The following is a 26,974-nucleotide window of genomic DNA, read 5'->3' on the forward strand; positions in this document are numbered from 1 at the left end:
CTCTCCCTATTCTGTTACTACTTCTTTTTTCAAGCCTTTAATTAGCACTTCCACTACTTCTTTACGACTAAATGTACTTGGCGGAATCTCACCATTTCTTAATAATTCTCTTACTTTCGTACCCGATAAAATAACATGATCTTCTTTTCCGTGCGGACATGTTTTCGTTGAAGCCATCGCTTCACATTTCGTGCAGTAAAAACTATGCTCAAAGAATAGTGGTGTAATTCCTAACTCTTCTATCGTAAAATTTGTGAAGATTTCTTGCGCTTCATACGTTCCGTAATAATCTCCTACTCCAGCATGATCACGCCCTACTATAAAGTGGGTACATCCAAAATTCTTTCTTACTAACGCATGAAATATCGCTTCCCTTGGTCCTGCGTAACGCATGGCAGCAGGAAATACACTTAAAAAGACACGATTTTTCGGATAATAGTTTTGAAGAAGTACTTCATAGCTTTCCATTCTTACATCAGCAGGAATATCATCCGATTTCGTTTCTCCAACGAGCGGATTTAAAAAGAGACCATCTACAATTTCAAGAGCAGATTTTTGAATATACTCATGGGCACGATGTACCGGGTTTCTCGTTTGAAATCCGACCACTGTTTTCCACCCACGTTTTTTAAATGCTTCCCTCGTTTCAATTGGGTCTAAATGATAAGAAGGAAATTGATTATTTTCAAAGCGTTTTGTTAGAATAATAGTTCCTCCAACGTAAACGTTTGGTCGTTCATATAATTTTTTCACTCCTGGATGAGCCTCATCCGTTGTTTTATATACAAGTAACGCTTCTTTTTCTTTATCTGGTACAAAAATATCTTCTATTTGAATGACACCGTATATATTTCCATTGTTGACAAGCTTTACTTCCTCTCCAGCCTTCAGGCTTTCTGCGACTTTTTCTGTTACCGGTAATGTAATTGGTATACTCCACACACTACCATTTGCTAAACGAAGCGTTTCTACAACTGAATCATAATCTTCCTTCCCTAAAAAACCAGTAAGGGGGCTATATCCACCTGTCGCCAATAGTTCTAAATCACTTAACGCAATATTGTCTAATTTAATTTCTTTTTCAATTTGTGATACGTCATATGTCTCATCTATACGGTTTACTAATTCGTTTACTATGCTCATTTTTCTATATCCTCTCTTAGCTTTATTTCAAGATTCATCTTATTGGTAATGAAGACCACATTCAGTTTTCACTTTTCCAGCCCATCTACCATCTCTTGAATCGCCACCATCCCCTACAGGTAACGTACATTTCTCACACCCAATACTTGGATAGCCAACATCATGCAACGGGTTATACGGCAAGCTATGTTTGTATACATATCGCCAAACTTCTTTCCACGTCCAATGAATGAGTGGACAAACTTTAATAGATTGAAAACGATGATCTTGATTTATAAACTTTGTATGCTTACGTGTTTCTGATTGTTCCCTTCTTAAGCCCGATATCCATGCTTTTTCAACGACTAATGATTTTTCTAAAGGTAAAATTTTTCTAATCTTACAACAAAGATTCGGATTGCTCTCCCACAGTTTTTCACCATGCAACTTCGCCTGTTCATCAAGTGTAAGTTCTGGCTGTTTTTCTATAATATTCAATGAAGGAAATCGTTCCCGCACTTTTTGAATTAATTCATACGTTTCTTGAAAATGAACATTTGTATCCAAAAATACAACTTTAGCAGATGGATTTACTTGGTTTATAAGGTGCAGCAATACCATACCTTCCACCCCAAAGCTACATGCGTAGACGATTTCATCTTTATACTCTTCATAAGCCCAATTTAATACTGATAACGCGCCTTTTGTTTCATCTTCTTCCGAAAACGAAACAACATTTTCTTCCCACGTTTCATACGTCAACATGTTTTTTCCCCCTGTAAAAGCAAAAAGACGGTTTTAACCTAATGAAAATAGGTTAAAACCGCCTCTAGTTTTTCTAGTCAGCGCTTTTCACTTTAAACGTACTTTTTCACTTTTCTCTAACTGAATTACTTTTCCATCTTGCACAACAATTGTAATTGAACCATATTTCATATCAGCAAGCATCGCTTCAATCTTCTCGGATACTTCATCAAAATGTTCCCGTACACTCACGCGAACAGCCCCCCTTTTTATTCATAAAAAAAATCTTTCCCATTTCGAAAAGACTGTTCGGTAATATATTTTACCTTATCTTTCAAAATGGATCCCATTTTGCTGGATTTAGCACCTTGCTTTCTATAAGCAGGTTGCCGAGCTTCTTCGGGCCAGTTCCCTCCGCTTCTCTTGATAAGCTTTGTATTTGTATTTTATCACAATTCTGATTTTTTTCAATCCTAGTTTTCCGATATATTTTAATTATTTTATTTTATAAAAAAGGAATTGCCCATTCGAACAACTCCTTTTCCTATTTAGACAAGCTCTTTAATACGTATGCGATCGTTCCCAATAATATTTTCATATGTTTCGCGTTCCACAACTACTTGCGATGTTCCGCCTTTTGCAAAGACAACGGCTGGTCTTCGAATCCGATTGTAATTATTCGCCATCGAGTACCCGTATGCTCCTGTACAGGAAACTGCTAGTAAATCAGAAGCAGCGACTTTCGGTAAATGAATATCCCAAATCAACATGTCTCCACTCTCACAGCATTTCCCGGCAATCGAAACGAGTTCCTCATTCTCATCATTTGCTCGATTCGCTAACATCGCTTCATAACGCGCATTATATAAAGCAGGTCTTAAATTATCTGTCATTCCACCATCGACTGATACATATTTCCGAATACCAGGAATATCTTTCACAGATCCAACTGTATAAATTGTTGTCCCAGCATCACCTACAATGCTACGGCCTGGCTCAATCCATATTTCTGGCAATGGATATTCACATAGAGTAAATTGTTCTCTCACTGCACTTGTTACAGCTCGCACATATGTCTCAAGAGTTAATGGTGTATCCGACTCTGTGTAACGTATTCCAAATCCCCCGCCTACATTTAACACTTTTACTACATAGTTTGTTTGCTCTCTCACTTCTTCTAAAAATTGGCGAAGAACTTCAATTGCTCGAACAAAACCAGCTGTTTCAAATATTTGCGACCCAATATGTGAATGGATCCCTAGCACATTATAATTGGATTTTTGTAAAGCAAATCCAATTGCCTGCATTGCTTGACCATTTGAAACACCAAATCCAAATTTCGAATCATCCTGACCTGTTGTAATATATTCATGTGTGTGCGCCTCTACTCCAGGCGTTACACGAATTAATATGTTCACAAATTTCCCATGTTGCATCGCTAAATCGTGTAAAACTTCTAATTCAAAGAAATTATCTACAACAAAACAACCGATATTCGCCTGAAGAGCCATCACTATTTCTTCTTCTGTTTTATTATTTCCATGAAAATGAATACGTGATGCCGGAAATCCTGCTTGGAGCGCAGTATATAATTCTCCCCCAGAAACAACGTCTAATGACATATTCTCTTCACGAGCTACTCGGCACATCTCCATGCACAAGAACGCCTTGCTTGCATATGCTACTTGATAAGAGAAACCACTTTCTTTAAAAGCACGATGAAATGCTCGGCATTTTCCTCGAATAGACTCTTCATCGTATACATAAAGTGGTGTTCCGTATTGCTTTGCTAGCTGCGTCGTATCGCACCCTCCAATTTCTAAGTGTCCTTGCCCATTAATTCGGCTTGTGCCGTGTAAATACATTTAAATTCCTCCCTTATTTCCTCTAAAACTCATAACCCCAATCTTCTATTCATTGCAGCACGCTTTTAGATAGACAAAAAACGCGCGGAACAATGTTCACACGCGTTTCTTATTAGGAAAAATATATATTGAAAAAATAAACGAGTTGTTATCTCCTCAAAATAAGAAACCGCATCAACATCTCCAAATAGCTCTCCATAAAATAAATCTTATGACAGTACTACATTTATTCAATGCAGTCCCAATATATGAATAAGATGGTTATTCTTATATTTCGGCAATAGTCCCTTTCAACCTATGATCACAGATTCCATTAAATCTCCCATAGCTTACTCTTTCCTATCGCGGCCTCTACCTTTGAGAGTAGATGAGGTAAGTCTATTTAATTTTCAAACATCTAATTGTTGCTATTAACAATACCAAAGGACCATTTTATTTGTCAAACAATTTTTTATATTTTTTTTTTACAGTTTAGTTTCGTATCATTTGGTAAGCGCTTTACCGAAATCTTTGTCACTTCCCATTCGCCTTCTTCGTTATTAAATGTAATCGTTACCTTCTCAAATGGTGGAGCAATTTTCCCAGCAACACGTTCATACTTTGTCACTTCAATACTTGCTTGAAATAAATATGTACCGCTATACACTTTTTTTAAACTAATAATTTTAGGACATTGATAAGGTTTCAAACTTCCATATTGTTTTTCAATTGCTTTATTTATTTTTGGAAATAAAACAGAATAAAGTGCATCTTCCATAAGAGGTGCATCATATTGGGCTACCGACACACTCGGTGAAGTAAAAAGTATAACACTACTGCATGCTATAAAATATAATAATTTTCGCATTATAACCTCCGTATTATCACGCGATTCTTTCTGCGTACGATAATTATCATACATAGAAATTCTGTTTTATTGTCTCCCACCACTCTTTTTCTACTCGATTATTATAAAAAAGCCCACAACCTTCTTTTATTTTCGTATAATGATACTCATAGTATAATAATCATAATAACAAAGGACTGTTCGTATATATAAAACGAGTCGTTAAGCAAACTGACTCACAAGAACTGTCATGCTTTTTAGGAGAGGAGTATATTATGCTACAACACCTGTTTCCAAAACTGCGATTTGCACTCGTTGCAGTCGTTTTACTATGGATTAAAACATATATTGTGTACAAGCTAGCATTTGATATTAAAATTGATAATTTCTTTGAAGAATTCATGCTTTTTATCAATCCACTAGCTGCGTTACTTTTATTTTTTGGCTTAGCTTTACTTGCATCTAAGCACCGAAACCGAATTATAATTGGAATCAGTTTTATACTGTCATTTATTTTATTTGGAAACGCAATGTTTTATGGGTTCTATAACGATTTCGTTACTTTCCCGGTTTTATTCCAAACAAACAATATGGCTGATTTAGGGACAAGTATAAAAGAACTCTTTACGTACAAAACATTACTTTTATTTGCAGATGCAATTATTTTAATGTTTATTTCGCGTAAATTCCCATCATTTGGCGACAAAACACCACTTTCCCGCTCAGAGAAGCGAACTTTCTTTAGCGGTGTAACAGCTTTATTAGCACTACAAATTGTTGTATCAGTTATTTATAAACCACAAATGTTCTCACGCTCATTTGACCGTCAAACTGTCGTGAAGAATTTAGGTTTATACACATATCATCTATTTGATATTACGCTTCAATCCAAGTCTTCAGCTGAGCGTGTATTTGCAAGTGGGGATGGATTTTCTGAAATTAAAAACTATACAGACTCAAAAGACAAGCAAGTTGATAAAAACTTATTTGGAGCTGCAAAAGGTAAAAATGTAATTTTAATTTCAATGGAATCTACACAAAGCTTTGTTATTAATAAAAAAATAAATGGAAAAGAAATTACACCATTTTTGAATGAATTTATTAAGGATAGTTTCTATTTCGATAACTTCTATCATCAAACTGGACAAGGCAAAACTTCTGATGCTGAATTTATCGTTGAAAACTCACTTTATCCGCTAGATCGTGGTTCTGTATTCTTTACTCATGCAACAAATGAATACACAGCGACACCAGAACAATTAAAGAAATACGGATATTCTTCTGCCGTCTTCCATTCAAACGATAAAACGTTTTGGAATCGCGATGTAATGTATCCTGCGCTTGGATATGATCGTTATTTTAATTTAAATGATTACGCAGGAACGGAGCAAATGTCTGTCGGTTGGGGATTAAAAGATAAAGAGTTTTTTGAACAATCTATTCCAAAGTTAAAATCTTTACCGCAACCTTTCTATACAAAATTTATTACATTAACAAATCATTTTCCGTTTCTTCTAAATCCGGAAGATCAATATGTTGACGAATTCAACTCGGAAAGTGGTGTTGTAAACCGCTACTTCCCAACTGTTCGTTACACAGATGAAGCTCTTAAATTATTTATTCAACAATTAAAAGAAGAAGGATTGTATGATAATTCCGTTATTGTCATTTATGGTGATCATTACGGTATTTCCGAAAACCATAATGCAGCTATGGCACAGTTCCTAGGAAAAGATACTATTACACCATTCGATTCTATGCAATTACAACGAGTCCCTCTTATTATTCATGTGCCTGGCCAAAAAGGAAAAGTTGTTTCTAAAGTATCCGGTCAAATTGATATTAAGCCAACGCTCCTTCATTTACTTGGTATTAAAACAAATAAATCCGTTGAATTTGGAACTGACTTATTTATTAAAGAAAAAGACCCGCTTATGGTAATGCGTGATGGTAGCTTTGTTTCTGAAGAGTATGTTTATACAAAAAATATGTGCTACAAAAGAAGTACGGGTGAAGAAGCTGACATGACGCTATGTCAGCCGTATATTGAAAAAGCAAAAACAGAATTAAAACTCTCCGACAAATTAATTTATGGAGATTTATTACGCTTCGATCCTAATAATCGATATAAAACTGGAACGATGACAACGAAATTTGAATAGTAAAGGAAGCAACTTTATACAAGTTGCTTCCTCTTTTTATTTTCACTTAATTTTCAAACCATCCTTCTATGAAATCTTTCACAAATTGGTAATTTCTTTCGTATGAGGAATAAATTTATGGTATGATAAAATAAGTAAACTTTCATACACTAATTAAGAATTTATTACAGAAAGCAAGGGATCAGATTTTGTATAGAGCAGCTATTCCAAACTTATTTACGCTCGGAAATTTATATAGCGGATTTTTATCTATCGGCTATGCATCTTTAGGATATTATAAATCAGCTGCTATTTTAGTACTTATCGGGATGATGTTAGATAGTCTTGATGGTCGTGTTGCTCGTTTATTACGTGTTGATTCACAAATGGGAAAAGAGCTCGACTCGCTTGCAGATGTCGTAACATTTGGTGCAGCACCAGCTGTTTTAATGTATTACACATCTTTCTCAAACTACGGAATCATTGGATTATACATAGCGGGATTATTCCCTCTTTTCGGAGCATATCGTTTAGCACGATTTAATGTAACACCATCTTCTACTTCAATGAAATATTTCACTGGAGTACCGATTACAGCAGCGGGAGGGCTTGTTGCTTTCTTAACATTATTTTCACATACCATTCCAAAAATCGTTCTTATTACCGTATTTGTAACGTTCGCATTTTTAATGGTGAGCCGCATTCGTATCCCAAGTTTAAAAGATGTACCAATTCCACGATATAGCATCATTATTACACTATTTTTAGTTGGAATCATTATTACAATGTATCAAACAGGATTTGGAAATTTTTCTGTTTTCTTATTCATTGCCATTCCACTATATATTTTGTACATGTTATCTCAATTCATTAGACAAAGACCGTCTAAAAAAGCGAATAAAGAAAAATAAGAAAACCTTCCGAGTCCGGAAGGTTTCTTTTTATTTTGTAACTAATACCTTTTGATTTACAGGTGTTACTGGCTCTTCGCCGTTTAATACAGCTAAAATATTTCTGACAGCCATTTCAGCCATCGCATCACGAGTTTCAAATGTTGCATTTCCTACGTGTGGAGCAAGTACTACATTCTTTAATTCTTTTAGCTCTTCTGTAATTTTCGGTTCAAATTCAAACACGTCAAGAGCTGCTCCTTCAATTTCATTCGTTTTTAATGCATGAGCAAGTGCTGCTTCATTCATAATTGGTCCACGTGAAGCATTTACAATATACGCTGTTTTCTTCATCATTTTAAACTGCTCTTCATCAATCATATGATGTAATTTTGGATTATAAGCACAGTTAATTGTAATAAAGTCTGCTGTTTGTAATAATTCTTCCAACGTCACATACGTTGCTCCCAGTTCACTTTCAGCTTCAAGCTTACGATTTGGCCCTGTATATAAAACATCCATTCCAAATGCTTTCGCACGTTTTGCAACAGCCTTCCCAATTTCTCCAAGACCTATAATTCCGATTGTCTTACCATGGACTTCTCGTCCTAAGAAAAATAACGGTGCCCATCCGTTAAATCCAGTCGTACGACATAACGTATCCCCTTCAGGAATTCTACGCGCCGCTGCTAAAAGAAGTGCAAATGTTAATTCTGCAGTCGCTTCCGTTGATACTTTCGGTGTATTCGTAACTGCAATTCCCTTTTCCCCCGCATACGTGTAATCAATATTGTCGTAACCAGCACCATAGTTTGCAACAATCTTTAAATGAGGCGCTGCATCAATAACTTCTTTTGGCACCTTTGTCGAAAGTAAACTTAACAATGCATCTTTATCTTTTACACGCTCTGTTAATTCATCTATAGAAATTAACTCCTCTTTATTGTACATTTCTACATTATGATCTTTTAATAGTTCTAATCCAATTTCCGGAATTTTTCCCGCTACTAATATTTTTGCCACTACTAACACCTCTTCTATAGAAAATAAGACATCTCTTATATTTCATTGTAAGAAATCCACATATAAAAACCAAGGAATTTGATTATAGTTTTGAAAATCGACACTTTTCCATGAAAAAAGAGGAGATGCAACTCTCCCCTCTTCTTACGCTTTTTCCTGCGATTCTTTTCCGAGCTTCACATCAATAGTTCCTTCTGCAACCGTATCGCTAATTTGCTCCTCAATAACCGATTGAGATGCAGCATTCGTTTCAGAAGTATAAGCTTGTTGCTGTGCACCTTGTACATTTTGTTTATTTTGTTGTTTCGCCATTTCTTACCCTCCTTTTCATTCTTTCTTATTTTGAACAAAAAGGACAGTTTTCATCAAAAAATTGCGTTTCATTTTGAATTTGTTACTTCTTCTTCAAGCGACCTCATTACTCTTGCTCGCTTCGTAAATGTTGCAACCTGAGTAACACCGTGAGCTCGTAATGTTTGTACATTTTCTTGTACATAATTCCCTAAATCATTTGGGTAATGGGCATCCGAAGAAATCGTAATTGGAACACCATACTTAGCTAATACTTGTAAATATAGTGGACTTGGGCACATTTCACGAACAGGATAACGATAGTATAATCCTGCATTTATTTCTGTTGCCGTATTCGTTTCTACTAACGCACATGCAATTTCCTTATAATAAGAAAGCTGTTCATTCTCATCCAATCGATAATTAAATACCTTTATATTATCAAGATGAGCGATAATATCAAATAACTCGGTACGAATCGCACTCTCAACTGTTTTAAAAAACGTATCGTATAATGCGCGTAGGTCATGCACCTCAAAATATTCTTTCGTATCTGGATTATCAAATCCCCAGCCATTTAGAAAATGAACGGAACCAATTACATAATCAAAGTCTCCTAGTGCTAATAATTCTTTTAACTCTCCTTCACAACCAATAAAATAATCCGCTTCAATTCCAAGTTTAAGTGTAACACCTCTTTTCCCCCATCGTTCTTTCGCCTCTTCAATCGCCTTTGTAAAATCATACAGTGAAACTACCCTTACTTGATCTAACCATTCTTTCTGTATACGACCGAGCTTAGAATCACTAATATCTACATATTTTTCATAATATCCTTTTGCTTCATGAAAACGATATAGATGATCAACAATTCCCACTTCTTTTATTCCTTTTCGCACAGCTTCTTCTAAATATAGATCTATCCATTCTGTTGTAAATGGCCCTTCCTTCACACGCTTTTGCAAACGCTCTTGTGTTTTCATAAGCCAATCAATAGAATGCCTTTCTTGAAGCGGTTCATAACATTCCAATGCTTCATTTATTTTAGCAAGCCATCCTATTGAATACGGTCCTTCTTCTAAGTGAAGATGATAATCTACTTTCATATACATTTCCCCTTATAATATATCTATTTCCCTTCTATCCCCAACTTTCGAAAGCTTTCCATTTCGTTCTTTCACCTCTCGCATGACATCTTCCAATGCAATATTTTTTTCAGCTAATAAAACGAAACAGTGATAAAATACATCAACCATTTCTTTCACTACTTCTTCTTTATCATTATTTTTACATGCGATAATTACTTCAGCACACTCTTCACCAATCTTCTTTAAAATTTTATCTTCTCCTTTTGAAAATAAATAATTTGTATACGATTCAGGAAGTGGGCTTTCCTTTCGTTCTTCAATTGTTTTATACAGCAACTTAAAGGCATTTTCCATATGTATCCCCCTATATAATTTGATAGTGAAAACATGTCTTCTCCCCCGTATGACAAGCAGGTCCTACTTGTTTCACATTCACAACAATTGAATCTTGATCACAATCTAAATATAAAGATTGCACATATTGAAGATTCCCTGATGTTTCCCCCTTATTCCATAACGACTGCCTCGAACGAGAGTAAAACCATGTTCTTTTCGTCTCTAACGTTTTTTCATATGCTTCTTCATTCATATAAGCTAGCATTAAAACTTCTTTCGTACCTTCTTCGATGACAATTGCCGGTATTAATCCTTTTGAAAAATTAGGTTTCATAACCGCACCTCAACATTTGCATCTCTTAATTTTCGCTTTACACTCTGCACTGTCGCCTCACCATAATGAAATATGGATGCCGCTAACGCTGCATCAACTGTTGTCTTTTGAAAAACTTCTATAATATGATCCGTATGACCACAGCCCCCTGATGCGATGACTGGAATAGAAACACTTTTTGAAATTTCTTCTGTTAAACGAAGGTCATATCCGCTTTTCGTTCCATCTGCATCCATACTCGTTAACAAAATTTCACCTGCCCCAAGTTTAACAACACGCTTCACCCATTCTATGGCATCCATTCCTGTGTCAACTCTTCCGCCGTTGACATATACGTTCCATTTACCTTCTGCTACTTTTCTAGCATCAATTGCCACGACAATACATTGTGATCCAAAGTGTTCTGCCCCTTCTTCTATTAACTTCGGGTTTCGCACTGCCGCTGAGTTTATTGAAACTTTGTCTGCCCCAGCTCTTAGTAAATTGTACATATCTTTCACACTTGATATCCCCCCGCCAACCGTAAGAGGAATAAATACTTTTGCTGCTGTTTTTTCTACAACATCTATAATCGTTTTTCTTCCTTCATGAGTCGCCGTAATATCTAAAAATACGATTTCATCTGCCCCTGCCTCGTTATATGCTTCAGCTATTTCAACCGGATCACCGACATCTTGTAATCCTATAAAATTTACACCCTTTACGACTCGCCCTTCTTTCACATCTAGACATGGAATAATTCGTTTCGCTAACATAACTTCGTTACCTGTAATACTTCTTCTAAATCAATCGTTTTCTCGTAAAGCGCCTTTCCAATTATGACACCATATATATTCATATCATTTAACTTTTTCACATCTTGAATAGATGCCACTCCTCCAGAGGCGATGAGACGAATGCCCACACTTTTTTGAAGTATCGCTAATTGTTCAAAATTTGGACCTGCAAGCGTCCCGTCTTTCGAAATGTCTGTAAACACAATCGTTTGAACACCTAAACTTTCCATTTGTTTCGCTAAACTAACGTAAGAAATTTCAGATAGATCAAGCCAACCTCTCGTTGCTACGAAACCATTTTTCGCATCAATTCCAACAATGATTTTCTCTTTATATAGACGAACTGCTTCCTCTAAAAATGACTTATCATAAAGAGCTGCTGTTCCTAAAATCACTTTTTCTACACCTGCTGACAATAACTTCTCCACCGTTACAAGTGAACGAATTCCTCCTCCCACTTGCACAGGAATACGTACCGCCTTGCAGATTTTTTCAATGACGGGCAAATTTAAAGACTCGCCAGCAATTGCACCGTCTAAATCAACAATGTGTAGTATTTCCGCTCCAAGCTTTTCAAATATGATCGCCTGCGCTACTGGATCTTCATTCATCACCGTTTCTTTACTAAACTCTCCTTGATAAAGTCTAACGCATCGTCCTTCTTTTAAATCGATAGCTGGGAAGATTTCCATGCTTCTACCACCCCTTGAAAATTTTTTAATATTTGCATGCCAATTTCGCCACTTTTTTCTGGATGAAACTGTGCACCAAATACATTTCCTTTCGCGACAAACCCTGGTACTTGCATTCCATAATCACTTACTCCGCATACAATTTCATCTGGACAATCCGCGTAATATGAGTGAACATAATACACGAAAGAACCATCCACTAATCCATTCCAAAGCGGAAATTCTCTTTCCTTCCTTAATTCATTCCATCCCATATGAGGAATTTTATACGAAACTTTTAACTTACGAATTTCCCCTGGTAGTAAACCTAACCCGCTACAATCTTTTAGTTCCTCACTTCGTTCAAATAAAAGCTGCATGCCCAAACATATACCGAGGAGTGGTTTTCCTATATCACAAACCTCTTTTAGTACACACACTAAATCTCTTTCTTCTAATACGTCCATCGCTTTCGGAAATGCACCTACTCCCGGTAAAATCACGCCATCGCTTCTCAATATCTCTTTTTTATCACTCGTTACAATGTACTCTGCGCCAATATATTTTAATGCTTGCTCTACACTGCGAATATTCCCCATTCCATAATCTATAATGGCAATCAATTACAACATTCCTTTCGTTGAATTTACACCAGTAATGTTGGCATTTTTTTCGACCGCTTCTCTAAGCGCTCTACCAAAAGCTTTAAATAATGCTTCAATTTTGTGATGTGTATTACTTCCGTATAGAACGCGCGCATGTAATGTAATATTGGCAGCATGTGCAACTGCTCTAAAAAATTCTTCCGTCAATTCTGTATCAAAATCCCCGAGCTTCGGATTTGTTAATTCCCCTTGAAATACACAATATGAGCGTCCACTTATATCAATTGCGACAAATCCTAAAGATTCATCCATCGGTACATACGCAGAACCGTAACGATTAATTCCCTCTTTGTTTTGCAATGCTTCTTTCAAGCAATTTCCGAGTACAATTCCAACATCTTCAACGGTGTGATGTGCATCGACAAATACATCACCTTCTGCTTCAACCTGCAATCCAAATCTTCCATGTCTAGCAAATAAAGTAAGCATATGATCGAAAAAACCAACCCCTGTTTGAATAGATACATTTGTACTTTCATCAAGCTGCAAATTTAATTTAATTTTTGTTTCTGTCGTCTCACGTGCTTGACTGGACTGACGCATTATTTTTCCTCCTCAAACCTTATTTGGATTGCTCTCGCATGTGCATGTAACCCTTCTTTATTTGCAAGCTCTACAATATGATGCTGTACATTTTTTAATGCTTCCTCCGTATAAGAAATAAAACTTGATTTTTTCATGAAATCATCGACTGATAACGGAGAAAAGAATCTTGCCGTTCCGCTCGTTGGTAATACATGATTCGGTCCCGCTAAATAATCCCCGAGCGGTTCAGGTGAATATGGCCCAAGGAAAATAGAGCCTGCATGTTTCACATAATCTAGAGCATTCATTGGTTCTTTTATATGTAACTCTAAATGTTCTGGAGCAATTTCATTTGATAACTTTAGCGCCTCCTCTAAAGAAGGAACGATAAAGATGGCTCCATTTCTATTTATTGATTCACGTGCAATTTCACTTCTTGGTAACGTTTCTAACTGTCTTTCTACCTCTTTTTCTACTTCTTTAGCTAGTTCCATATTCGTTGTAATACAAATCGCCGTTGCTCTCTCATCATGCTCTGCTTGCGATAATAAATCCGCTGCGATATATTTTGCATTACCTGTTTCATCCGCGACAACTACAATTTCTGATGGACCAGCAATCATATCGATATTTACTATTCCGTATACTTCTCGTTTCGCTAGAGCGACGTACAAATTTCCCGGTCCAACTATTTTATCCACTTTCGGAATCGATTCCGTCCCGTATGCTAAAGCAGCAATTGCTTGTGCGCCACCTATCGTATAAATTTCATCTACTCCCGCAAGATCTGCAGCAGCTAATATATGTGGATCAATTCCTCCTTTCCTCGGCGGTGTTACCATTACAATCTTTTTCACACCTGCGAGTTTCGCCGGCAATACATTCATTAATACTGAAGAAGGATATGAGGCTGTCCCACCCGGTACATATACACCTACATTTTCTAACGGCCGAATGAGTTGCCCTCTAATTATCCCTTTACTTTCACAATCGAATATTGAGTGCTTCTTTTGCTTTTCGTGATACGAAACAACGTTTTTCTTCGCCTCTTTTAAAGCTTCTAAAAATGAATTCTCTACAAACATACTCGCTTGCTGTATTTCTTCTTCACTTACACGAAAATTTTTCATCTCTACACCATCAAACTTTTTTGTATAGAAAGATAAAGCCTCATCTTTCCCTTCCCTTACATGTCTAATGATTTCTCTTACACTTCTTTGAACAGTTTCTTCTATTATATTAGCGTTTTCTCTTAGCACTTTTATTTTAGATAATGCCTCCTTAAATTCTTCATAAATGATTTCCATTTTAAATCCTCCTATTTCCCTGATAAGATTTCTTGCTCCATCATATTTATAATGCTGAATATTTCGTCTTTTTTAGTTTTTAAGGCTGCCTTATTTACAATCATCCGAGCCGATATAAAGTACATTTCCTCAAATACAATGAGTCCATTCTCTTGTAATGTTTTTCCTGTTTCAACAATATCTACAATCGCATCTGCCAATCCAAGAAGAGGAGCGATTTCTACAGAACCTTCTATCTTAATAATTTCTACATCCTCTCCCTTATCATGAAAATAAGTAGAAGTAATATGGGGGTATTTCGTAGCGATTCTTTTCTTCCGGTAACTCTTCGGATTATACGTAGGAATAGAAGCAACACAAAACTTACAAATCCCCACTCCTAAATCCAGCATTTCATAAATATCTTTCTCGTTTTCCATTAAAATATCTTTTCCAACGATGCCAATATCAGCTACCCCATGTTCTACATAAGTAGCAACATCAACCGCTTTTACTAAAATAAATGAAACATTTGTATTTTTACTTTGAAATACAAGCTTCCGACCTTTATTTTTGAGCTCGGAACAATCAATTCCAATCTGCTCAAAAAGTGGAATGACATGTTTTTCTAATCTTCCTTTCGTTAACGCAATTTGAATGTTACGCATGAAGCCTCTCCTTCTTTCTGGACTACCCATTTCTCATTCCATACATATTCCACTAAGTATTCATTCTTTGCCTCAACGACCGTTCCTATTTTATTTTTTCTTGCAAATTGAAAGGTATCGCTTAAATTAGAGAATAGAGATAACCAAGCATTTTTCCCATCCTTTCGAAGTAAATTTCGTAACCTTTCTGCTTCCGCTAATCTATTTAACTCATAATGAATCACAATATCAATTTGATTTCGTTCATATGGTTCTTGCTGCTCTTGCAGCGCCTTCACAATTTGATTTACTTGTACCGCGAGTCCAACAGCTGGCAGCATTTCTCCAAAATTCCCAATTAGCTCATCGTATCTTCCGCCACTAACGATTTCTTCTCCAATTTCATATATATATCCTTTGAAAATAACACCCGTATAGTAATCTAAGTGTTGAATCATGCCCAAATCAATTGATATGTAAGAACCATACCCTAACGTTTCAATTGTTTCATACATTTCTTTTACTCTTGCAATTGCCATTTTCATTTCATTACTTGAAGCAAGCTTTTCTGCCTCCTCAATAACTTCTAAATTTCCAAATAGCCTTGGTAATTTCTCAAGTAATCTTACTGTCTCATCGCATCGATCTAATTTCTTTTCTCCGATAAAATTTGAGAGGGCAGCATAATTTTTACTTTCTATATACGTTCTAAGTACTCTTTCTTCTTCATCATGGATGGAGAGCTTTTTTACAATACATTTATATAACTGTACTTGCCCAATCTCAATTGTAAAAGATTGCACATTCAACTTTTGAAGTGCTTGAATGACACTTATTACACATTCAATTTCAGCTCTTACATTATCAATCCCGATAACTTCAATACCACTTTGTACGATTTCATTATATTTTCCAGAATGGGATTCATTCGCTCGAAATACATTCCCGCTATACGTCACTTTAAGTGGCGTATCCCATCTCTGTGTTCCAATCACTCTTGCTAAAGGAATTGTCATATCTGGACGTAAAACGATAATCCTTCCCTTTTCATCAAAAAATTTATACATCTTCTCTTCATCTATCGGTCTATTTTGAAATGCAAAAACATCATAAAATTCAATTGTAGGTGTTCTTATTTCCTCATAACCTCTCTCTAAAAAAGTAAGCCTTAATTTTTGCTCCACTTCTTCAATTAACGTACATTCTTCGAATAAATAATCTCTCGTTCCATTCGGGTTCGCCCGTTTCCATTTTGTCATCTAAATTTTCACACCTTTCCCCTTCTAATGTATGCCTATTTCATTCACCTAAGCCGAAAATAAAAAGAGCCTTGTAGACAAAATACCTACAAGGCTCTTCAGTAGAGTGTAGGTACAACGGGAATAACCCTTGTACCTACACGTTTTCACGCTAGGTTCAAGGGTTTCATGTATGATGATGTAGTTGTGTAAGCATTGTAATAGATTTTATTGTATTCATAATACTTACTCCCTTTCTCCTCTGATTTTCACATAGTATATAACAGTTAATTTTGAATGTAAATACATTTTTAATATTCCGTCACTTTTTTTAATGTAAAGCCACTTTTCTTTCATACTCTTTTATTTCTTGTTCATATTGCATTGTAATACTAATTTCATCTAAACCATTCAATAACTTCTCTTTCCACATTTTCTCGATTGTAAAATGGAATCTATGCATATTCGTTATAATTATTTCATTTTCTAAATCAACTGTGATTTGTTCCCTCGCATCTGTTTTTGCAAGTTGTTCACGCATATCTTTATCCATTACAATCGGTAACATGCCATTCTTCATACAATTCATATAAAAGATATCGGCAAATCCTCCAGCGATAATAACGCGGAAACCATAATCAGCAAGTGCCCATGGAGCATGTTCTCTAGACGAGCCACATCCAAAATTATCACCTGTGATTAATATGCTGGCTCCTTTTCTTTCTTGTGCATTAAGCGGGAAATTAGGGTTTTCTTGGCGATTATTATCATATCGCCACTCATCAAATAAAAACTTCCCAAACCCAGTTCTTTCAATTCTCTTTAAATATTGCTTCGGAATAATTTGATCTGTATCAATGTTATCATTCATCAGTACTGCGGCAGTACCTTTATGAATACGAAATGGCTCCATCATAACTCTCCTTTCTAATATCAACAAAATGACCATATAACGCAGCCGCTGCCGCCATTGCCGGGCTAACTAAATGCGTTCGTGCTCCCTTTCCTTGTCTTCCTTCAAAATTGCGATTGGACGTAGAGGCACAATGTTCTCCTTCAGGCACTTGATCTGGATTCATACCTAGACACATTGAGCATCCGGGCTCTCTCCATTCAAATCCAGCTTCTTCAAATATGCGATGTAATCCTTTATGCATCGCTGCTTCTCTTACCCTTTGAGATCCAGGTACAACAAGTGCTCGCACACCTTCTTTTACTTTTTTACCTTTCACGACAGATGCAGCAATTTCTAAGTCAGAAAGCCTGGAATTTGTACAAGATCCAATGAAAACATGTTGAACTGGAATGTCATACGTACTTTGTCCGGGACTCAATCCCATATAAGAAAACGCTCTTTCATCATTTGCATCATGCTTTTCTGGCAATTTCTCATCGATCCGAACACCCATACTAGGGTTTGTTCCCCACGTAACGTACGGCGCTAAATCCGTAACATCTACTAGAATATGTAAATCATAAACTGCATCTAAATCTGTATAAAGTTCTGACCATTTTTCCTTAATAGATTCATAGTCTTTCGGTGCATATTTACGCCCTTTTACGTAAGCAAACGTTTTTTCATCTGGTGCAATAATGCCAGCCTTTGCTCCCCCTTCAATTGCCATATTGCAAAGCGTCATCCTCTCTTCCATATCCATAGCATGAATGGCCTCTCCGTAAAATTCCATTACGTAACCTGTTCCAACTGCTACTCCGTACTTTGAAAGAAGGTGTAAAATAATATCTTTCGCATAGACACCTTGCGGTAACTTTCCTTTTAACTCAATGCCCATCGCTTTCGGCTTTCGTTGCCATAACGTTTGCGTTGCCAATACATGTTCCACTTCACTCGTACCAATACCAAACGCTAGTGCGCCAAAAGCACCGTGTGTTGCTGTATGACTATCACCACAAACAATCGTTTTTCCTGGCTGTGTGAGTCCAAGTTCTGGTCCTATTACATGAACGATCCCTTGCTCTTCATCTCCGATATCCGCTAATGGCACCTGAAATTGTTTACAGTTTTGCCGAAGTGTATCTAGTTGCTGCTTCGCAATGCGGTCGGTAATATTCCAAACATCTTTCGTTGGAATATTATGATCCATCGTTGCAAATGTTAAATCTGGTCTGCGGACTGTTCGATTTGTAAGCCGCAAGCCTTCAAAGGCTTGCGGTGACGTTACTTCATGAACAAGATGTAGATCGATATATAATAAATCCAATCCATTTTCATTAGTCGCAACTACATGTCTTTCCCAAAGCTTATCTAGTAACCTTTTTCCCATTATCTTCCTCTCCCTACTAACGCTTGCTCTTCCATTTCTTGAATAACTGCCTTTGTAAATGAAGTTGTCGTTTCAGTCCCCCCGATATCTGCTGTACATTTCCCTGATTTAAGGACTGCAGAAACTGCTTCTTCAATTGCATCTCCTTCTCTCGTTAATCCGAACGATTGCCCAAGCATCATTGCAACAGAACGCATCATCGCAATTGGATTCGCCTTATTTTTCCCCGCAATATCCGGTGCTGATCCGTGAATAGGCTCATATAATGAAGGTCCCTTTTCAGCGTGACTTGCTGATGGAAGCATTCCTAATGATCCAGCTAATACTGAAGCCTCATCACTTAAAATATCACCAAATAAATTTTCCGTTACAATAACGTCAAATCTTCCTGGATTCCGAATTAATTCCATAGCTGCTGCATCTACTAAAATGTGTTCTACTTCCACATTTGGGTAGCGAAGTGCTACTTCTTCTGTCACAGTTCTCCATAATTTACTAGACTCTAAAACATTCGCTTTATCAATAGATGTTACTTTTTTCTTCCGCTTATTTGCTAATTGAAAAGCATACGAAACGATACGTTCAATTTCATGGCGATGATACGTAAGTGTATCTGTCGCCACTTCTTCCGTTCGCTCTTTCGGATAAGAAAAATAAATTCCGCCTGTTAATTCACGAACGACAACGAAATCAATTTCATCAGCGTTTTTTAATGGTGATAAATGTGCAGTTGCACTTTCTACCGTTACAGGGCGAACATTCGCAAATACACCGAGTCCTTTTCTTAATGCTAATAATCCTTTCTCAGGCCTTTCTTTCGCACTATCCCACCTTGGTCCACCTACTGCTCCAAGTAAAACCGCATCACTCGCTAAACAGGCGGCAAGTGTTCGCTGTGGTAATGGTTGCCCAGTTAAATCGATAGCAACACCACCAAAGTACTCATCTTGCAAATGAAAATGATGTCCATATAGCCTTTCTACCATATGCAATACTTCCTTCGCACTCTCCATTACTTCTGGACCGACACCATCACCAGCTAAACAAACGATACGTTTTTCCATTTTTAACACTCCTTTTAACCGAATTTTCAGAACTTTAATTTGATAGGTGAGGAAAGCTTCTCTCACCTATCAATTATTTATTTCACAAGCGCTATAAGAGATTTTAATTTCCCTGCTGCATGGACATAAGCTCTCGCCGACGCTTCCAATACGTCTTGCGCAACTCCGAAACCTGCTATTTGGTGACTACCTTCTTTTAATTCAACATGAACGTGAGCAAGTGCATCTTGACCTTGTGTAATAGATTGTATGCGATAATCTGCCAATTCACATTCTAATCCTAAAATCCTTTGAATCGCATTGTATATCGCTTCAATACTACCAGAACCAGTGGCTGCATCTTCATATACATTTCCTTCCTCATCCTTCAGCACAACTGTTGCGCATTGTGTACTATTTGATACGAAATGCACTTGTAATTGCGTAATGTTATATTGCTGAGCTGCAAATGCTGCTTCACCAAGCATAAGTGCGCGTAAATCTTCTTCAGTAATTTCCTTTTTACGATCAGCCAATTTTTTAAATGCTTCGAATGCCGCATCTCGCTCTTCATTTGTAAATTCATAACCAAGCTCTTTCATTTTTTCCGTAAACGCATGACGGCCAGAGTGTTTCCCAAGTACAAAGAGATTTTGAGATTCTCCTATAAGCGCTGGTTCGATAATTTCATAAGTTGTTACTTCTTTTAAAACCCCGTCTTGGTGGATGCCCGATTCATGAGCAAATGCATTCGCTCCAACGATTGCTTTATTTTTCGGTACAACCATACCCGTTAACCTGCTTACTAATATACTCGTCGCCTTAATTTCTTTTAAAGTCATCGAGGGCTCTGCTTTATAAAAATCTTTTCTAATATGAAGAGCTACCGCAACTTCTTCTAACGCTGCATTCCCTGCTCTTTCTCCAATGCCATTAATCGTTCCTTCTACTTGCAATGCTCCCCCTTCAACCGCAGCTAACGAATTTGCTACTGCCATACCAAGATCATCGTGACAATGACAAGAAAAAATCGCTTTTTCATATGATGGAACGGATTCTTGTAAGTATTTAAAAAGAGAATAATACTCCTCCGGATTTGTATATCCAACTGTATCCGGAATATTAATTACATTCGCTCCTGCTCGAATCGCAATTTCTACTGCTTCAGCTAAAAATGCTCTCGATGTTCTTGTCGCATCTTCTGCAGAAAATTGTACTGTCGGAAATAATGATTTTCCGAGCGTAACCGAGCGATGAATACTATTTAACACATCTTCTTTTGACATACAAAGTTTATATTTCATATGAATATCACTCGTAGCTAGAAATACGTGTAGACGAGGAGATACAGCGCCTTTCACAGCTTCATATGCTCTTCGAATGTCACTTTCTTTCGCTCTAGCTAAACTCATAACCGTAGCGTTTTGAATTGTATTCGCGATGCGTTTTACCGATTGGAAGTCGCCTTCGGAAGCTGCCGCGAATCCAGCTTCCATTACATGAATACCAAGCCTCTCTAATTGCCTAGCAATTTGTAATTTCTCTTGTTCATTTAAATTTACTCCTGGTGATTGTTCGCCATCACGAAGCGTTGTATCCATGAACAAAACCTGCTTCATATTATTTAACCCCTACCTTTACTCGCGGCTGTACGAAAGGCATCATTTCACGTAATTTACGTCCAACTACTTCGATTTCATGTTTATTCTCTTTCTCATTTGTCGCATGGAAATTTGGTCTTCCTGCTTTATGTTCTGCAATCCATCCTCTTGCAAATGTACCATCTTGAATTTCTGCTAATACTGCCCCCATCGCTTTCTTCGTATCTTCAGTAACAACGCGTGGTCCTGATACGAAGTCTCCCCACTGCGCTGTATCTGAAACTGAATATCTCATATTTTCAAGTCCACCTTCATACATAAGGTCAACGATTAGCTTCAGTTCATGTAAACATTCAAAATATGCAAGTTCAGGCTGGTATCCCGCATCAACTAACGTTTCAAATCCTGCTTTTACAAGTGCAGTTACTCCGCCGCAGAGTACAGCTTGCTCTCCAAATAAATCTGTTTCTGTTTCTTCTTTAAACGTCGTTTCTAATACACCAGCTCTCGTTGCTCCAATTCCGTCAGCATAAGAAAGTGCTTTTTCAGTCGCAACTCCTGTTGCATCTTGATATACTGCAAATAATGCAGGAACAGCCCCTCCCTCGGCGAACGTACGGCGTACGAGATGCCCCGGTCCTTTTGGCGCTACTAGAAATACATCTACATTCGCTGGTGGTTTTACTTGATCAAAGTGAACATTAAATCCATGTGCGAACACGAGAGAGTTTCCAGCCTGTAAATTTGGTGCAATTTCAGCTTCATATACTTCTGGTTGTAATTCATCAGGTAATAGAATCATTACTACATCAGCTTTTTCCGCTGCTTCTGCTACTGTATATACAGAAAACCCATCTTCATTCGCTTTATCCCAAGACTTACCTTTTCTTAAACCTACTACTACATCAAATCCGTTATCACGTAAATTTTGCGCATGCGCATGACCTTGCGAGCCATATCCGATGATTGCTACTTTCTTTTCCTTTAATACATTTACTGTTACATCTTTCTCATAATAAACTTTTGCCATTTTCATTTCCCCCTATATTTAAATGATTATTGAATTAACATAACTTGCTTATCTTGTTTTTTCATACTACGTGTAAATGCTGTTACACCTGTTCTAGCAATTTCTTTTAAACCGTATGGACGAAGTAATTCAATTAACGCTTCTACTTTATCTTGCGTACCTGTTACTTGCACAACTATGGAATCCTTCCCAACATCTATTACAGCGGCTCGAAATGGTTCAATTAAACTATATAATTCTGCCCTCGCTACAGAAGTTGCTACTTTAATAAGAGCAAGCTCTCTAGCAATCATTGCTTCTTCTGTAATATCTGATACTTTCAGAACATCGATTTGCTTATGAAGTTGTTTAATTAACTGCTCAACTTGCTGTTCACTTTCAACGTGTACAACAATCGTCATTCGCGATATATCTGATGATTCTGTATGACCTACTGAAATACTTTCAATATTAAAATGTCTTCGTGTCATAACCCCTGTAATTCGGTTTAACACACCACTTTGATTTCGAACTGTCGCTGTAACAATTCTCTTCACCCTTTTTCCACTCCCTCCATTTGGTGAACACCTTTTCCTGGTGCAACCATCGGCATAACCTTCTCTGATTGAAGTACACGACAATCGATTACGACTGGCTCTTGTAATTCGATCGCATGCTGGATTTGCTTCTTTGCAAGAAGTGGATCGTCAATACGAACACCTTTTATACCATACGCATTCGCAAGAGCGACGAAATCTGGTTGGCATGGCAATAAAGAATGTGAATATCTTTGATTGTAAAATTCATCTTGCCATTGTCTTACCATTCCTAAAGCTTCATTATTTAAAATAAATACTTTAACGGGTAAAGCGTGTTCTTTTAATACACTTAATTCTTGCAGAGTCATTTGAAACCCAGCATCACCAACAATTGCAATAACTAGTTCATCTCTCTTTGCAATTTGCGCACCGATTGCTGCTGGAAATCCGAACCCCATCGTTCCTAATCCGCCAGAAGTTACCCATTTATCTGGATTTTTCAACGGATAGTATTGTGCTGCCCACATTTGATGTTGCCCAACGTCTGTTGTTACAATCGCTTCTCCTTTCGTGATTTCATATAGCATATCAATCGCGTATTGAGGTTTAATACTTTCAGAATTTCGTTTATAAGAGAATGGATACTTTTCTTTTCTACTCTTTAATAAAGAGAGCCATTCATGATGATTTTCTTTCTTTCCTTCTGATTGAAGCAATACTTCTAACGCCCGCTTAGCACTTGCAACAATAGGAATCTCTGTTGGCACATTTTTCCCGATTTCTGCTGGATCAATATCGATATGTGCAACAGTCGCCCCTTTAGCAAAAAAAGCTAAATTCCCAGTAAGACGATCGTCAAATCTCGCACCTATATTAATGAGTAAGTCGCATTCATATAACGCCATATTGGCTGTGTAAGAACCGTGCATTCCCCCCATCCCTAGAAATAGCCCATCATCTGGCGGAAAACCACCAAGTCCAAGTAACGTATGCACAACAGGGATTTCATATTTACGGGCAAAACTTGTCAATTCTTTCGAAGCTTTCGCATGCAGTATACCTGCTCCAGCTAAAATTAACGGTTTTTTTGCGGTTTCAATTGCTTGTAGTAATTTGTTTATTTGAAGTAGATTCGGTTCATAATTAGGGTTATATCCTGGTAAATCCATTTGTACATTGCTACATCGCTCACCTTTCTCGACTACCATATCTTTCGGAAGGTCAATAACGACTGGTCCTGGTCTTCCTGTTTTAGCAATATGAAATGCTTCTTTAATAATTCGAGGTAAATCTGAGGCCTTTCGCACTTGATAGTTATGTTTTGTCACTGGCATCGTAAGTCCCATAATATCCGCCTCTTGAAAAGCATCGCTCCCAATTAACGTTGTTGCTACTTGGCCTGTAAATACAACAAGTGGCAATGAATCAATCATCGCATCCGCTAGACCCGTAATTACATTTGTAGCACCTGGTCCACTCGTTGCAATTACAACCCCTGGGTTCCCTGTAATTCTGGCATACCCTTCAGCAGCGTGAATTGCCCCTTGCTCATGCCTTGTTAAAATATGCGGAATTTCACAATCATACAGTGCATCATAGAGAGGTAAAACGGCACCACCCGGATAACCGAAAATCACTTTTACGCCTTCCTTTTCTAGCGCTTCTAACAATAGCTGTGCACCAGTTGCCAGTTTCTCTTCCGTTTTTGAAGACATTGTTCTTATAAGCCCCCTTTTTCAAACTTTTATACAATAAAAAAATCCTACGTCCACACTCCAGCTATGTGCTGAAGGGACGAAAGATTTCGCGGTACCACCCTTCTTTGCAAGAATACTCTTGCCTCAGTGATCCATAAATGGATCTAGCTAATAACGGAGCTACCGTCTAAGCCTAGACAAATGCTTTAGCTTAGCACTCAAGGGCGATGTTCGTCGACGTGAACCATCGGTTTTCAGCAACCACCGACTCTCTGTGAGGCTTCACAATCAACTACTCCTCCCTATCAACGCTTTCTTATGTTAAAAAAGTTGTTATCCAACTTTATTTTCTTCGTAAATTTTCTCTCCATCTTCTACAACTAACTTACGAAACTCTTCTAATAAACGGTTCGTATGTGGACCTGTTTGCCCTAAGCCAATCGTTCTACCATCTACTGTCGTAACAGCAATAACTTCAGCAGCTGTTCCTGTTAAAAACACTTCATCAGCTACATATACATCATGTCTTGTAAATAACTCTTCTCTTACGTCATATCCAAGTTTTTCGCCGATTTCTAAAATGGCGTTTCGTGTAATACCTTCTAACGCTCCAGCAGAACTTGGTGGTGTAATTAATTTATTTCCTTTAACAATAAACACGTTATCTCCTGAGCCTTCAGCTACATATCCTTGATCATTTAACATAAGTGCTTCTTGTACTCCAGCTAATTTCGCTTCAATACGAACTAAAATATTGTTTAAGTAATTTAAAGATTTTACTTGAGGGGATAAAACATCGGGACGATTTCGGCGCGTTGCAACTGTTACAACTGGAATCCCTTTCTCATAATATTCTTGTGGGAATAAAGATAATTGTTCTGCAATTACTACTACATTCGGCTTCTTACATGAATCGGGATCCAATCCAAGATTTCCTGCTCCTCTTGATACAACAAGGCGAATGTATCCATTAGATAATTTATTTTGTCGAATCGTCTCAACAACAATATTTGTTACTTCATCTAATGAATATGGAATTTCTAAAAGGATTGATTTTGCTGATTCATACAACCGGACAAGATGCTCTCTCAAACGGAAAACATTACCGCTATAAACTCTAATTCCTTCAAACACTCCATCGCCATATAAATAGCCATGATCATATACTGAAACTTTTGCCTCATCTTTTGGAACAAATTCTCCATTTAAGAAAATCCATTGCTCATTCACTAGAAGCGCCTCCTATGTTCTATGAATTTTTTATTGTTTCCTAGTTTACTCTCCTTTCTAAATAAATCAAGTGAATTTTTAGAAAATTTATAATTTTTAATCATACGTACTTCTTTACTTATACTGATTTAACAACATTGTTAACGTTTACAAAAAGTCAAAAAATTTTTTTCGCCAATTTCCACTAAAAAAATATTTGTTTAAAAGAAGGATTTTCATCAATTGATACGAATCTATTGTATTCAATAAACGGACGTCCGATTTTATAAATCCGGGAATATATAACGACTTTTGCTGAAAAAGGGGGAAAATAACAAAAATAGCGCTGTCTAAAAATAACATTCATATTTTTCATTTCGTAATCATAATCCTATTTTTAAAAAACAATTTGTCAAAATAAAGGAGGAAATTAATATGGTGTGTGTACAAATTAAAGGAACGAGACAAGAGGTAGTAGAAATGCTGCAATTATTTGATCTAATGGATACGAAAGGTTTTTGTAAATTCGATAATTACGTAGAGGTAGAACCAAATACGCAAGAACATAATCATTTTATTGCTTCAATCGACATCCATTCAAATACTTCTTCTGCCCAAGATACATTAAACGATCAATTCGTTAGTCAAATGCTTACTGGCGTATATAATGACTAAACAAAGATTTACTTCCTACCATCTTTTCATAAATGCAGTGAACTTGAGCATACTAGCAATTAGATGGTAGGAGGTGAGAATTATGGCTAGAATTGGCGTTGAAAACTCATTAACAGACGTTCAACAAGCTCTTCAGCAACAAGGTCATGAAGTTGTTACACTTAACTCAGAACAGGATGCACAAGGGTGTGATTGTTGCGTTGTAACTGGGCAAGATTCTAATATGATGGGCATTGCAGATACATCAATTAAAGGATCAGTCATTACAGCTCACGGTTTAACAACGGATGAAATTTGTCAACAAGTTGAAAGTCGCACTTAAAAAATGAAAGAGGACTTGGTCATCTCCCTGTCAAGTAGACAGTAATAAAAAGAGTATTATGCCACGGCCTTTTCCCGATATTCTATCGGGGAAAGGCCGTGAAGTTTTTCTTGGAACCTTTCTGTA

30 protein-coding genes, 2 riboswitches and 1 other annotated feature are annotated in these 26,974 nt (G+C 37.0%); of the genes, 4 read left to right on the plus strand and 26 right to left on the minus strand.

The window, feature by feature from the left end:
- Positions 1-6: 6 nt before the first annotated feature.
- The 5 genes from sat to ACTFO4_RS28075 all read right to left on the minus strand — a co-directional run bounded on the left by sat (position 7) and on the right by ACTFO4_RS28075 (position 4,578).
- The gene (gene sat / locus ACTFO4_RS28055) at positions 7-1,143 is read right to left on the minus strand and encodes a sulfate adenylyltransferase (RefSeq protein WP_000029491.1); all 1,137 of its coding nucleotides are present in this window, start codon (positions 1,141-1,143) and stop codon (positions 7-9) included.
- Between the two features lie 39 nt (positions 1,144-1,182).
- The gene (locus ACTFO4_RS28060; RefSeq protein WP_000959016.1) at positions 1,183-1,887 is read right to left on the minus strand and encodes a phosphoadenylyl-sulfate reductase; all 705 of its coding nucleotides are present in this window, start codon (positions 1,885-1,887) and stop codon (positions 1,183-1,185) included.
- A gap of 87 nt (positions 1,888-1,974) precedes the next feature.
- Complete coding sequence (locus tag ACTFO4_RS28065; RefSeq protein ID WP_000116158.1) at positions 1,975-2,118, minus strand: YezD family protein; 144 nt, start codon at positions 2,116-2,118, stop codon at positions 1,975-1,977.
- A gap of 72 nt (positions 2,119-2,190) precedes the next feature.
- A riboswitch (SAM riboswitch) is annotated at positions 2,191-2,299 on the minus strand.
- 115 nt (positions 2,300-2,414) lie between these two features.
- The gene (lysA, locus tag ACTFO4_RS28070; protein ID WP_017673037.1) at positions 2,415-3,731 is read right to left on the minus strand and encodes a diaminopimelate decarboxylase; all 1,317 of its coding nucleotides are present in this window, start codon (positions 3,729-3,731) and stop codon (positions 2,415-2,417) included.
- Positions 3,732-3,911: 180 nt separating this feature from the next.
- Positions 3,912-4,093, minus strand: a riboswitch (Lysine riboswitch).
- Between the two features lie 89 nt (positions 4,094-4,182).
- Complete coding sequence (locus ACTFO4_RS28075) at positions 4,183-4,578, minus strand: DUF3888 domain-containing protein (RefSeq protein WP_098506680.1); 396 nt, start codon at positions 4,576-4,578, stop codon at positions 4,183-4,185.
- A 254-nt stretch (positions 4,579-4,832) separates the two neighbouring features.
- Between ACTFO4_RS28075 and ACTFO4_RS28080 the strand changes: the two genes are divergently transcribed.
- Both ACTFO4_RS28080 and pssA read left to right on the plus strand, forming a co-directional pair.
- Complete coding sequence (locus tag ACTFO4_RS28080) at positions 4,833-6,719, plus strand: LTA synthase family protein (RefSeq protein WP_061456962.1); 1,887 nt, start codon at positions 4,833-4,835, stop codon at positions 6,717-6,719.
- Between the two features lie 188 nt (positions 6,720-6,907).
- On the plus strand, positions 6,908-7,609 hold the full coding sequence (gene pssA, locus ACTFO4_RS28085) for a CDP-diacylglycerol--serine O-phosphatidyltransferase (RefSeq protein ID WP_000285417.1): 702 nt from the start codon (positions 6,908-6,910) through the stop codon (positions 7,607-7,609).
- 30 nt (positions 7,610-7,639) lie between these two features.
- Here the strand turns inward: pssA and ACTFO4_RS28090 are convergent, their stop codons facing one another.
- The 20 genes from ACTFO4_RS28090 to ilvE form a co-directional block, all read right to left on the minus strand.
- Complete coding sequence (locus ACTFO4_RS28090; protein WP_001062858.1) at positions 7,640-8,611, minus strand: NAD(P)-dependent oxidoreductase; 972 nt, start codon at positions 8,609-8,611, stop codon at positions 7,640-7,642.
- Between the two features lie 144 nt (positions 8,612-8,755).
- Positions 8,756-8,923 (minus strand): YozQ family protein, encoded by a 168-nt coding sequence (locus ACTFO4_RS28095; protein ID WP_001118878.1) that lies wholly within the window; start codon positions 8,921-8,923, stop codon positions 8,756-8,758.
- Positions 8,924-8,991: 68 nt separating this feature from the next.
- Positions 8,992-10,008, minus strand: a complete 1,017-nt coding sequence (locus ACTFO4_RS28100) for a histidinol phosphate phosphatase domain-containing protein (protein ID WP_061456961.1) — start codon at positions 10,006-10,008, stop codon at positions 8,992-8,994.
- A gap of 12 nt (positions 10,009-10,020) precedes the next feature.
- A complete protein-coding gene (gene hisE / locus ACTFO4_RS28105) occupies positions 10,021-10,344 on the minus strand; it encodes a phosphoribosyl-ATP diphosphatase (RefSeq protein ID WP_017673039.1) in 324 nt (107 codons plus the stop codon).
- Between the two features lie 10 nt (positions 10,345-10,354).
- Positions 10,355-10,660 carry a phosphoribosyl-AMP cyclohydrolase gene (hisI, locus tag ACTFO4_RS28110; protein WP_000803961.1) on the minus strand — a complete coding sequence of 102 codons (306 nt, stop codon included), beginning with the start codon at positions 10,658-10,660 and terminating at the stop codon, positions 10,355-10,357.
- On the minus strand, positions 10,657-11,415 hold the full coding sequence (gene hisF / locus ACTFO4_RS28115; RefSeq protein ID WP_061456960.1) for an imidazoleglycerol phosphate synthase cyclase subunit: 759 nt from the start codon (positions 11,413-11,415) through the stop codon (positions 10,657-10,659). Before hisF ends, hisI begins: the two co-directional genes overlap by 4 nt.
- Positions 11,409-12,128, minus strand: a complete 720-nt coding sequence (gene hisA / locus ACTFO4_RS28120; RefSeq protein WP_000402298.1) for a 1-(5-phosphoribosyl)-5-[(5-phosphoribosylamino)methylideneamino]imidazole-4-carboxamide isomerase — start codon at positions 12,126-12,128, stop codon at positions 11,409-11,411. The genes hisF and hisA overlap by 7 nt, the downstream gene beginning before the upstream one ends.
- Positions 12,101-12,730 (minus strand): imidazole glycerol phosphate synthase subunit HisH, encoded by a 630-nt coding sequence (gene hisH, locus ACTFO4_RS28125; RefSeq protein ID WP_000560360.1) that lies wholly within the window; start codon positions 12,728-12,730, stop codon positions 12,101-12,103. Before hisH ends, hisA begins: the two co-directional genes overlap by 28 nt.
- Entirely contained in the window at positions 12,731-13,315 is a 585-nt protein-coding gene (gene hisB / locus ACTFO4_RS28130; protein ID WP_001249949.1) for an imidazoleglycerol-phosphate dehydratase HisB, read from the minus strand. It abuts the gene before it with no gap.
- A complete protein-coding gene (gene hisD / locus ACTFO4_RS28135; RefSeq protein WP_061456959.1) occupies positions 13,315-14,604 on the minus strand; it encodes a histidinol dehydrogenase in 1,290 nt (429 codons plus the stop codon). Before hisD ends, hisB begins: the two co-directional genes overlap by 1 nt.
- An 11-nt stretch (positions 14,605-14,615) precedes the next feature.
- Positions 14,616-15,251 carry an ATP phosphoribosyltransferase gene (gene hisG / locus ACTFO4_RS28140; RefSeq protein WP_001244493.1) on the minus strand — a complete coding sequence of 212 codons (636 nt, stop codon included), beginning with the start codon at positions 15,249-15,251 and terminating at the stop codon, positions 14,616-14,618.
- Entirely contained in the window at positions 15,227-16,489 is a 1,263-nt protein-coding gene (locus ACTFO4_RS28145) for an ATP phosphoribosyltransferase regulatory subunit (RefSeq protein ID WP_000170300.1), read from the minus strand. Before ACTFO4_RS28145 ends, hisG begins: the two co-directional genes overlap by 25 nt.
- A gap of 310 nt (positions 16,490-16,799) precedes the next feature.
- Positions 16,800-17,381, minus strand: coding sequence for a 3-isopropylmalate dehydratase small subunit (leuD, locus tag ACTFO4_RS28150; protein WP_000433187.1), 582 nt, complete (start codon positions 17,379-17,381; stop codon positions 16,800-16,802).
- Positions 17,359-18,753, minus strand: coding sequence for a 3-isopropylmalate dehydratase large subunit (leuC, locus tag ACTFO4_RS28155; protein ID WP_000518109.1), 1,395 nt, complete (start codon positions 18,751-18,753; stop codon positions 17,359-17,361). The genes leuD and leuC overlap by 23 nt, the downstream gene beginning before the upstream one ends.
- The gene (gene leuB, locus ACTFO4_RS28160) at positions 18,753-19,817 is read right to left on the minus strand and encodes a 3-isopropylmalate dehydrogenase (protein ID WP_061456958.1); all 1,065 of its coding nucleotides are present in this window, start codon (positions 19,815-19,817) and stop codon (positions 18,753-18,755) included. The genes leuC and leuB overlap by 1 nt, the downstream gene beginning before the upstream one ends.
- Positions 19,818-19,894: 77 nt before the next feature.
- Positions 19,895-21,415, minus strand: a complete 1,521-nt coding sequence (gene leuA / locus ACTFO4_RS28165) for a 2-isopropylmalate synthase (protein ID WP_440013353.1) — start codon at positions 21,413-21,415, stop codon at positions 19,895-19,897.
- A gap of 1 nt (position 21,416) precedes the next feature.
- Positions 21,417-22,427, minus strand: a complete 1,011-nt coding sequence (gene ilvC, locus ACTFO4_RS28170) for a ketol-acid reductoisomerase (protein WP_001151741.1) — start codon at positions 22,425-22,427, stop codon at positions 21,417-21,419.
- A 26-nt stretch (positions 22,428-22,453) separates the two neighbouring features.
- Entirely contained in the window at positions 22,454-22,963 is a 510-nt protein-coding gene (gene ilvN / locus ACTFO4_RS28175; protein ID WP_000822952.1) for an acetolactate synthase small subunit, read from the minus strand.
- The gene (ilvB, locus tag ACTFO4_RS28180; protein WP_000095868.1) at positions 22,960-24,660 is read right to left on the minus strand and encodes an acetolactate synthase large subunit; all 1,701 of its coding nucleotides are present in this window, start codon (positions 24,658-24,660) and stop codon (positions 22,960-22,962) included. Before ilvB ends, ilvN begins: the two co-directional genes overlap by 4 nt.
- 72 nt (positions 24,661-24,732) lie before the next feature.
- Positions 24,733-24,960, minus strand: a binding site (T-box leader).
- Positions 24,961-24,975: 15 nt separating this feature from the next.
- Complete coding sequence (gene ilvE, locus ACTFO4_RS28185; protein ID WP_001005486.1) at positions 24,976-25,872, minus strand: branched-chain-amino-acid transaminase; 897 nt, start codon at positions 25,870-25,872, stop codon at positions 24,976-24,978.
- Between the two features lie 414 nt (positions 25,873-26,286).
- On the opposite strand from ilvE, the gene ACTFO4_RS28190 reads away from it, so the two are divergent.
- Both ACTFO4_RS28190 and ACTFO4_RS28195 read left to right on the plus strand, forming a co-directional pair.
- Entirely contained in the window at positions 26,287-26,526 is a 240-nt protein-coding gene (locus ACTFO4_RS28190; RefSeq protein WP_440013352.1) for a DUF3911 family protein, read from the plus strand.
- Between the two features lie 82 nt (positions 26,527-26,608).
- A complete protein-coding gene (locus ACTFO4_RS28195; protein ID WP_000101019.1) occupies positions 26,609-26,848 on the plus strand; it encodes a YkuS family protein in 240 nt (79 codons plus the stop codon).
- A gap of 56 nt (positions 26,849-26,904) precedes the next feature.
- On the opposite strand, the gene ACTFO4_RS28200 is transcribed toward ACTFO4_RS28195, so the two are convergent.
- On the minus strand, positions 26,905-26,974 hold a 70-nt coding region (locus ACTFO4_RS28200; protein WP_325782447.1), incomplete at its 5' end, for an IS3 family transposase.

Origin of the sequence: Bacillus cereus group sp. MYBKT14-1 (assembly GCF_051915185.1) — a bacterium.
Taxonomy (GTDB): Bacteria; Bacillota; Bacilli; order Bacillales; family Bacillaceae_G; genus Bacillus_A; species Bacillus_A cereus.

Bases quoted from the DNA above. Each gene is read 5' to 3' on its own strand.
- ACTFO4_RS28075 (WP_098506680.1), bottom strand. From the start codon at position 4,578: ATGCGAAAATTATTATATTTTATAGCATGCAGTAGTGTTATACTTTTT.
- hisB (WP_001249949.1), bottom strand. From the start codon at position 13,315: ATGCGTCAGTCCAGTCAAGCACGTGAGACGACAGAAACAAAAATTAAA.
- ACTFO4_RS28095 (WP_001118878.1), bottom strand. From the start codon at position 8,923: ATGGCGAAACAACAAAATAAACAAAATGTACAAGGTGCACAGCAACAA.
- sat (WP_000029491.1), bottom strand. From the start codon at position 1,143: ATGAGCATAGTAAACGAATTAGTAAACCGTATAGATGAGACATATGAC.
- hisI (WP_000803961.1), bottom strand. From the start codon at position 10,660: ATGAAACCTAATTTTTCAAAAGGATTAATACCGGCAATTGTCATCGAA.
- hisG (WP_001244493.1), bottom strand. From the start codon at position 15,251: ATGCGTAACATTCAAATTGCGTTAACGAAAGGAAGATTAGAAAAACAT.
- ACTFO4_RS28080 (WP_061456962.1), top strand. From the start codon at position 4,833: ATGCTACAACACCTGTTTCCAAAACTGCGATTTGCACTCGTTGCAGTC.
- leuD (WP_000433187.1), bottom strand. From the start codon at position 17,381: ATGGAGCCATTTCGTATTCATAAAGGTACTGCCGCAGTACTGATGAAT.
- ilvC (WP_001151741.1), bottom strand. From the start codon at position 22,427: ATGGCAAAAGTTTATTATGAGAAAGATGTAACAGTAAATGTATTAAAG.
- leuA (WP_440013353.1), bottom strand. From the start codon at position 21,415: ATGAAGCAGGTTTTGTTCATGGATACAACGCTTCGTGATGGCGAACAA.
- leuC (WP_000518109.1), bottom strand. From the start codon at position 18,753: ATGGGAAAAAGGTTACTAGATAAGCTTTGGGAAAGACATGTAGTTGCG.
- hisD (WP_061456959.1), bottom strand. From the start codon at position 14,604: ATGGAAATCATTTATGAAGAATTTAAGGAGGCATTATCTAAAATAAAA.
- leuB (WP_061456958.1), bottom strand. From the start codon at position 19,817: ATGGAAAAACGTATCGTTTGTTTAGCTGGTGATGGTGTCGGTCCAGAA.
- lysA (WP_017673037.1), bottom strand. From the start codon at position 3,731: ATGTATTTACACGGCACAAGCCGAATTAATGGGCAAGGACACTTAGAA.
- hisE (WP_017673039.1), bottom strand. From the start codon at position 10,344: ATGGAAAATGCCTTTAAGTTGCTGTATAAAACAATTGAAGAACGAAAG.
- ACTFO4_RS28145 (WP_000170300.1), bottom strand. From the start codon at position 16,489: ATGACAAAATGGAAACGGGCGAACCCGAATGGAACGAGAGATTATTTA.
- hisA (WP_000402298.1), bottom strand. From the start codon at position 12,128: ATGGAAATCTTCCCAGCTATCGATTTAAAAGAAGGACGATGCGTTAGA.
- hisF (WP_061456960.1), bottom strand. From the start codon at position 11,415: ATGTTAGCGAAACGAATTATTCCATGTCTAGATGTGAAAGAAGGGCGA.
- ACTFO4_RS28060 (WP_000959016.1), bottom strand. From the start codon at position 1,887: ATGTTGACGTATGAAACGTGGGAAGAAAATGTTGTTTCGTTTTCGGAA.
- ACTFO4_RS28195 (WP_000101019.1), top strand. From the start codon at position 26,609: ATGGCTAGAATTGGCGTTGAAAACTCATTAACAGACGTTCAACAAGCT.
- ACTFO4_RS28190 (WP_440013352.1), top strand. From the start codon at position 26,287: ATGGTGTGTGTACAAATTAAAGGAACGAGACAAGAGGTAGTAGAAATG.
- ilvB (WP_000095868.1), bottom strand. From the start codon at position 24,660: ATGTCTTCAAAAACGGAAGAGAAACTGGCAACTGGTGCACAGCTATTG.
- ACTFO4_RS28100 (WP_061456961.1), bottom strand. From the start codon at position 10,008: ATGAAAGTAGATTATCATCTTCACTTAGAAGAAGGACCGTATTCAATA.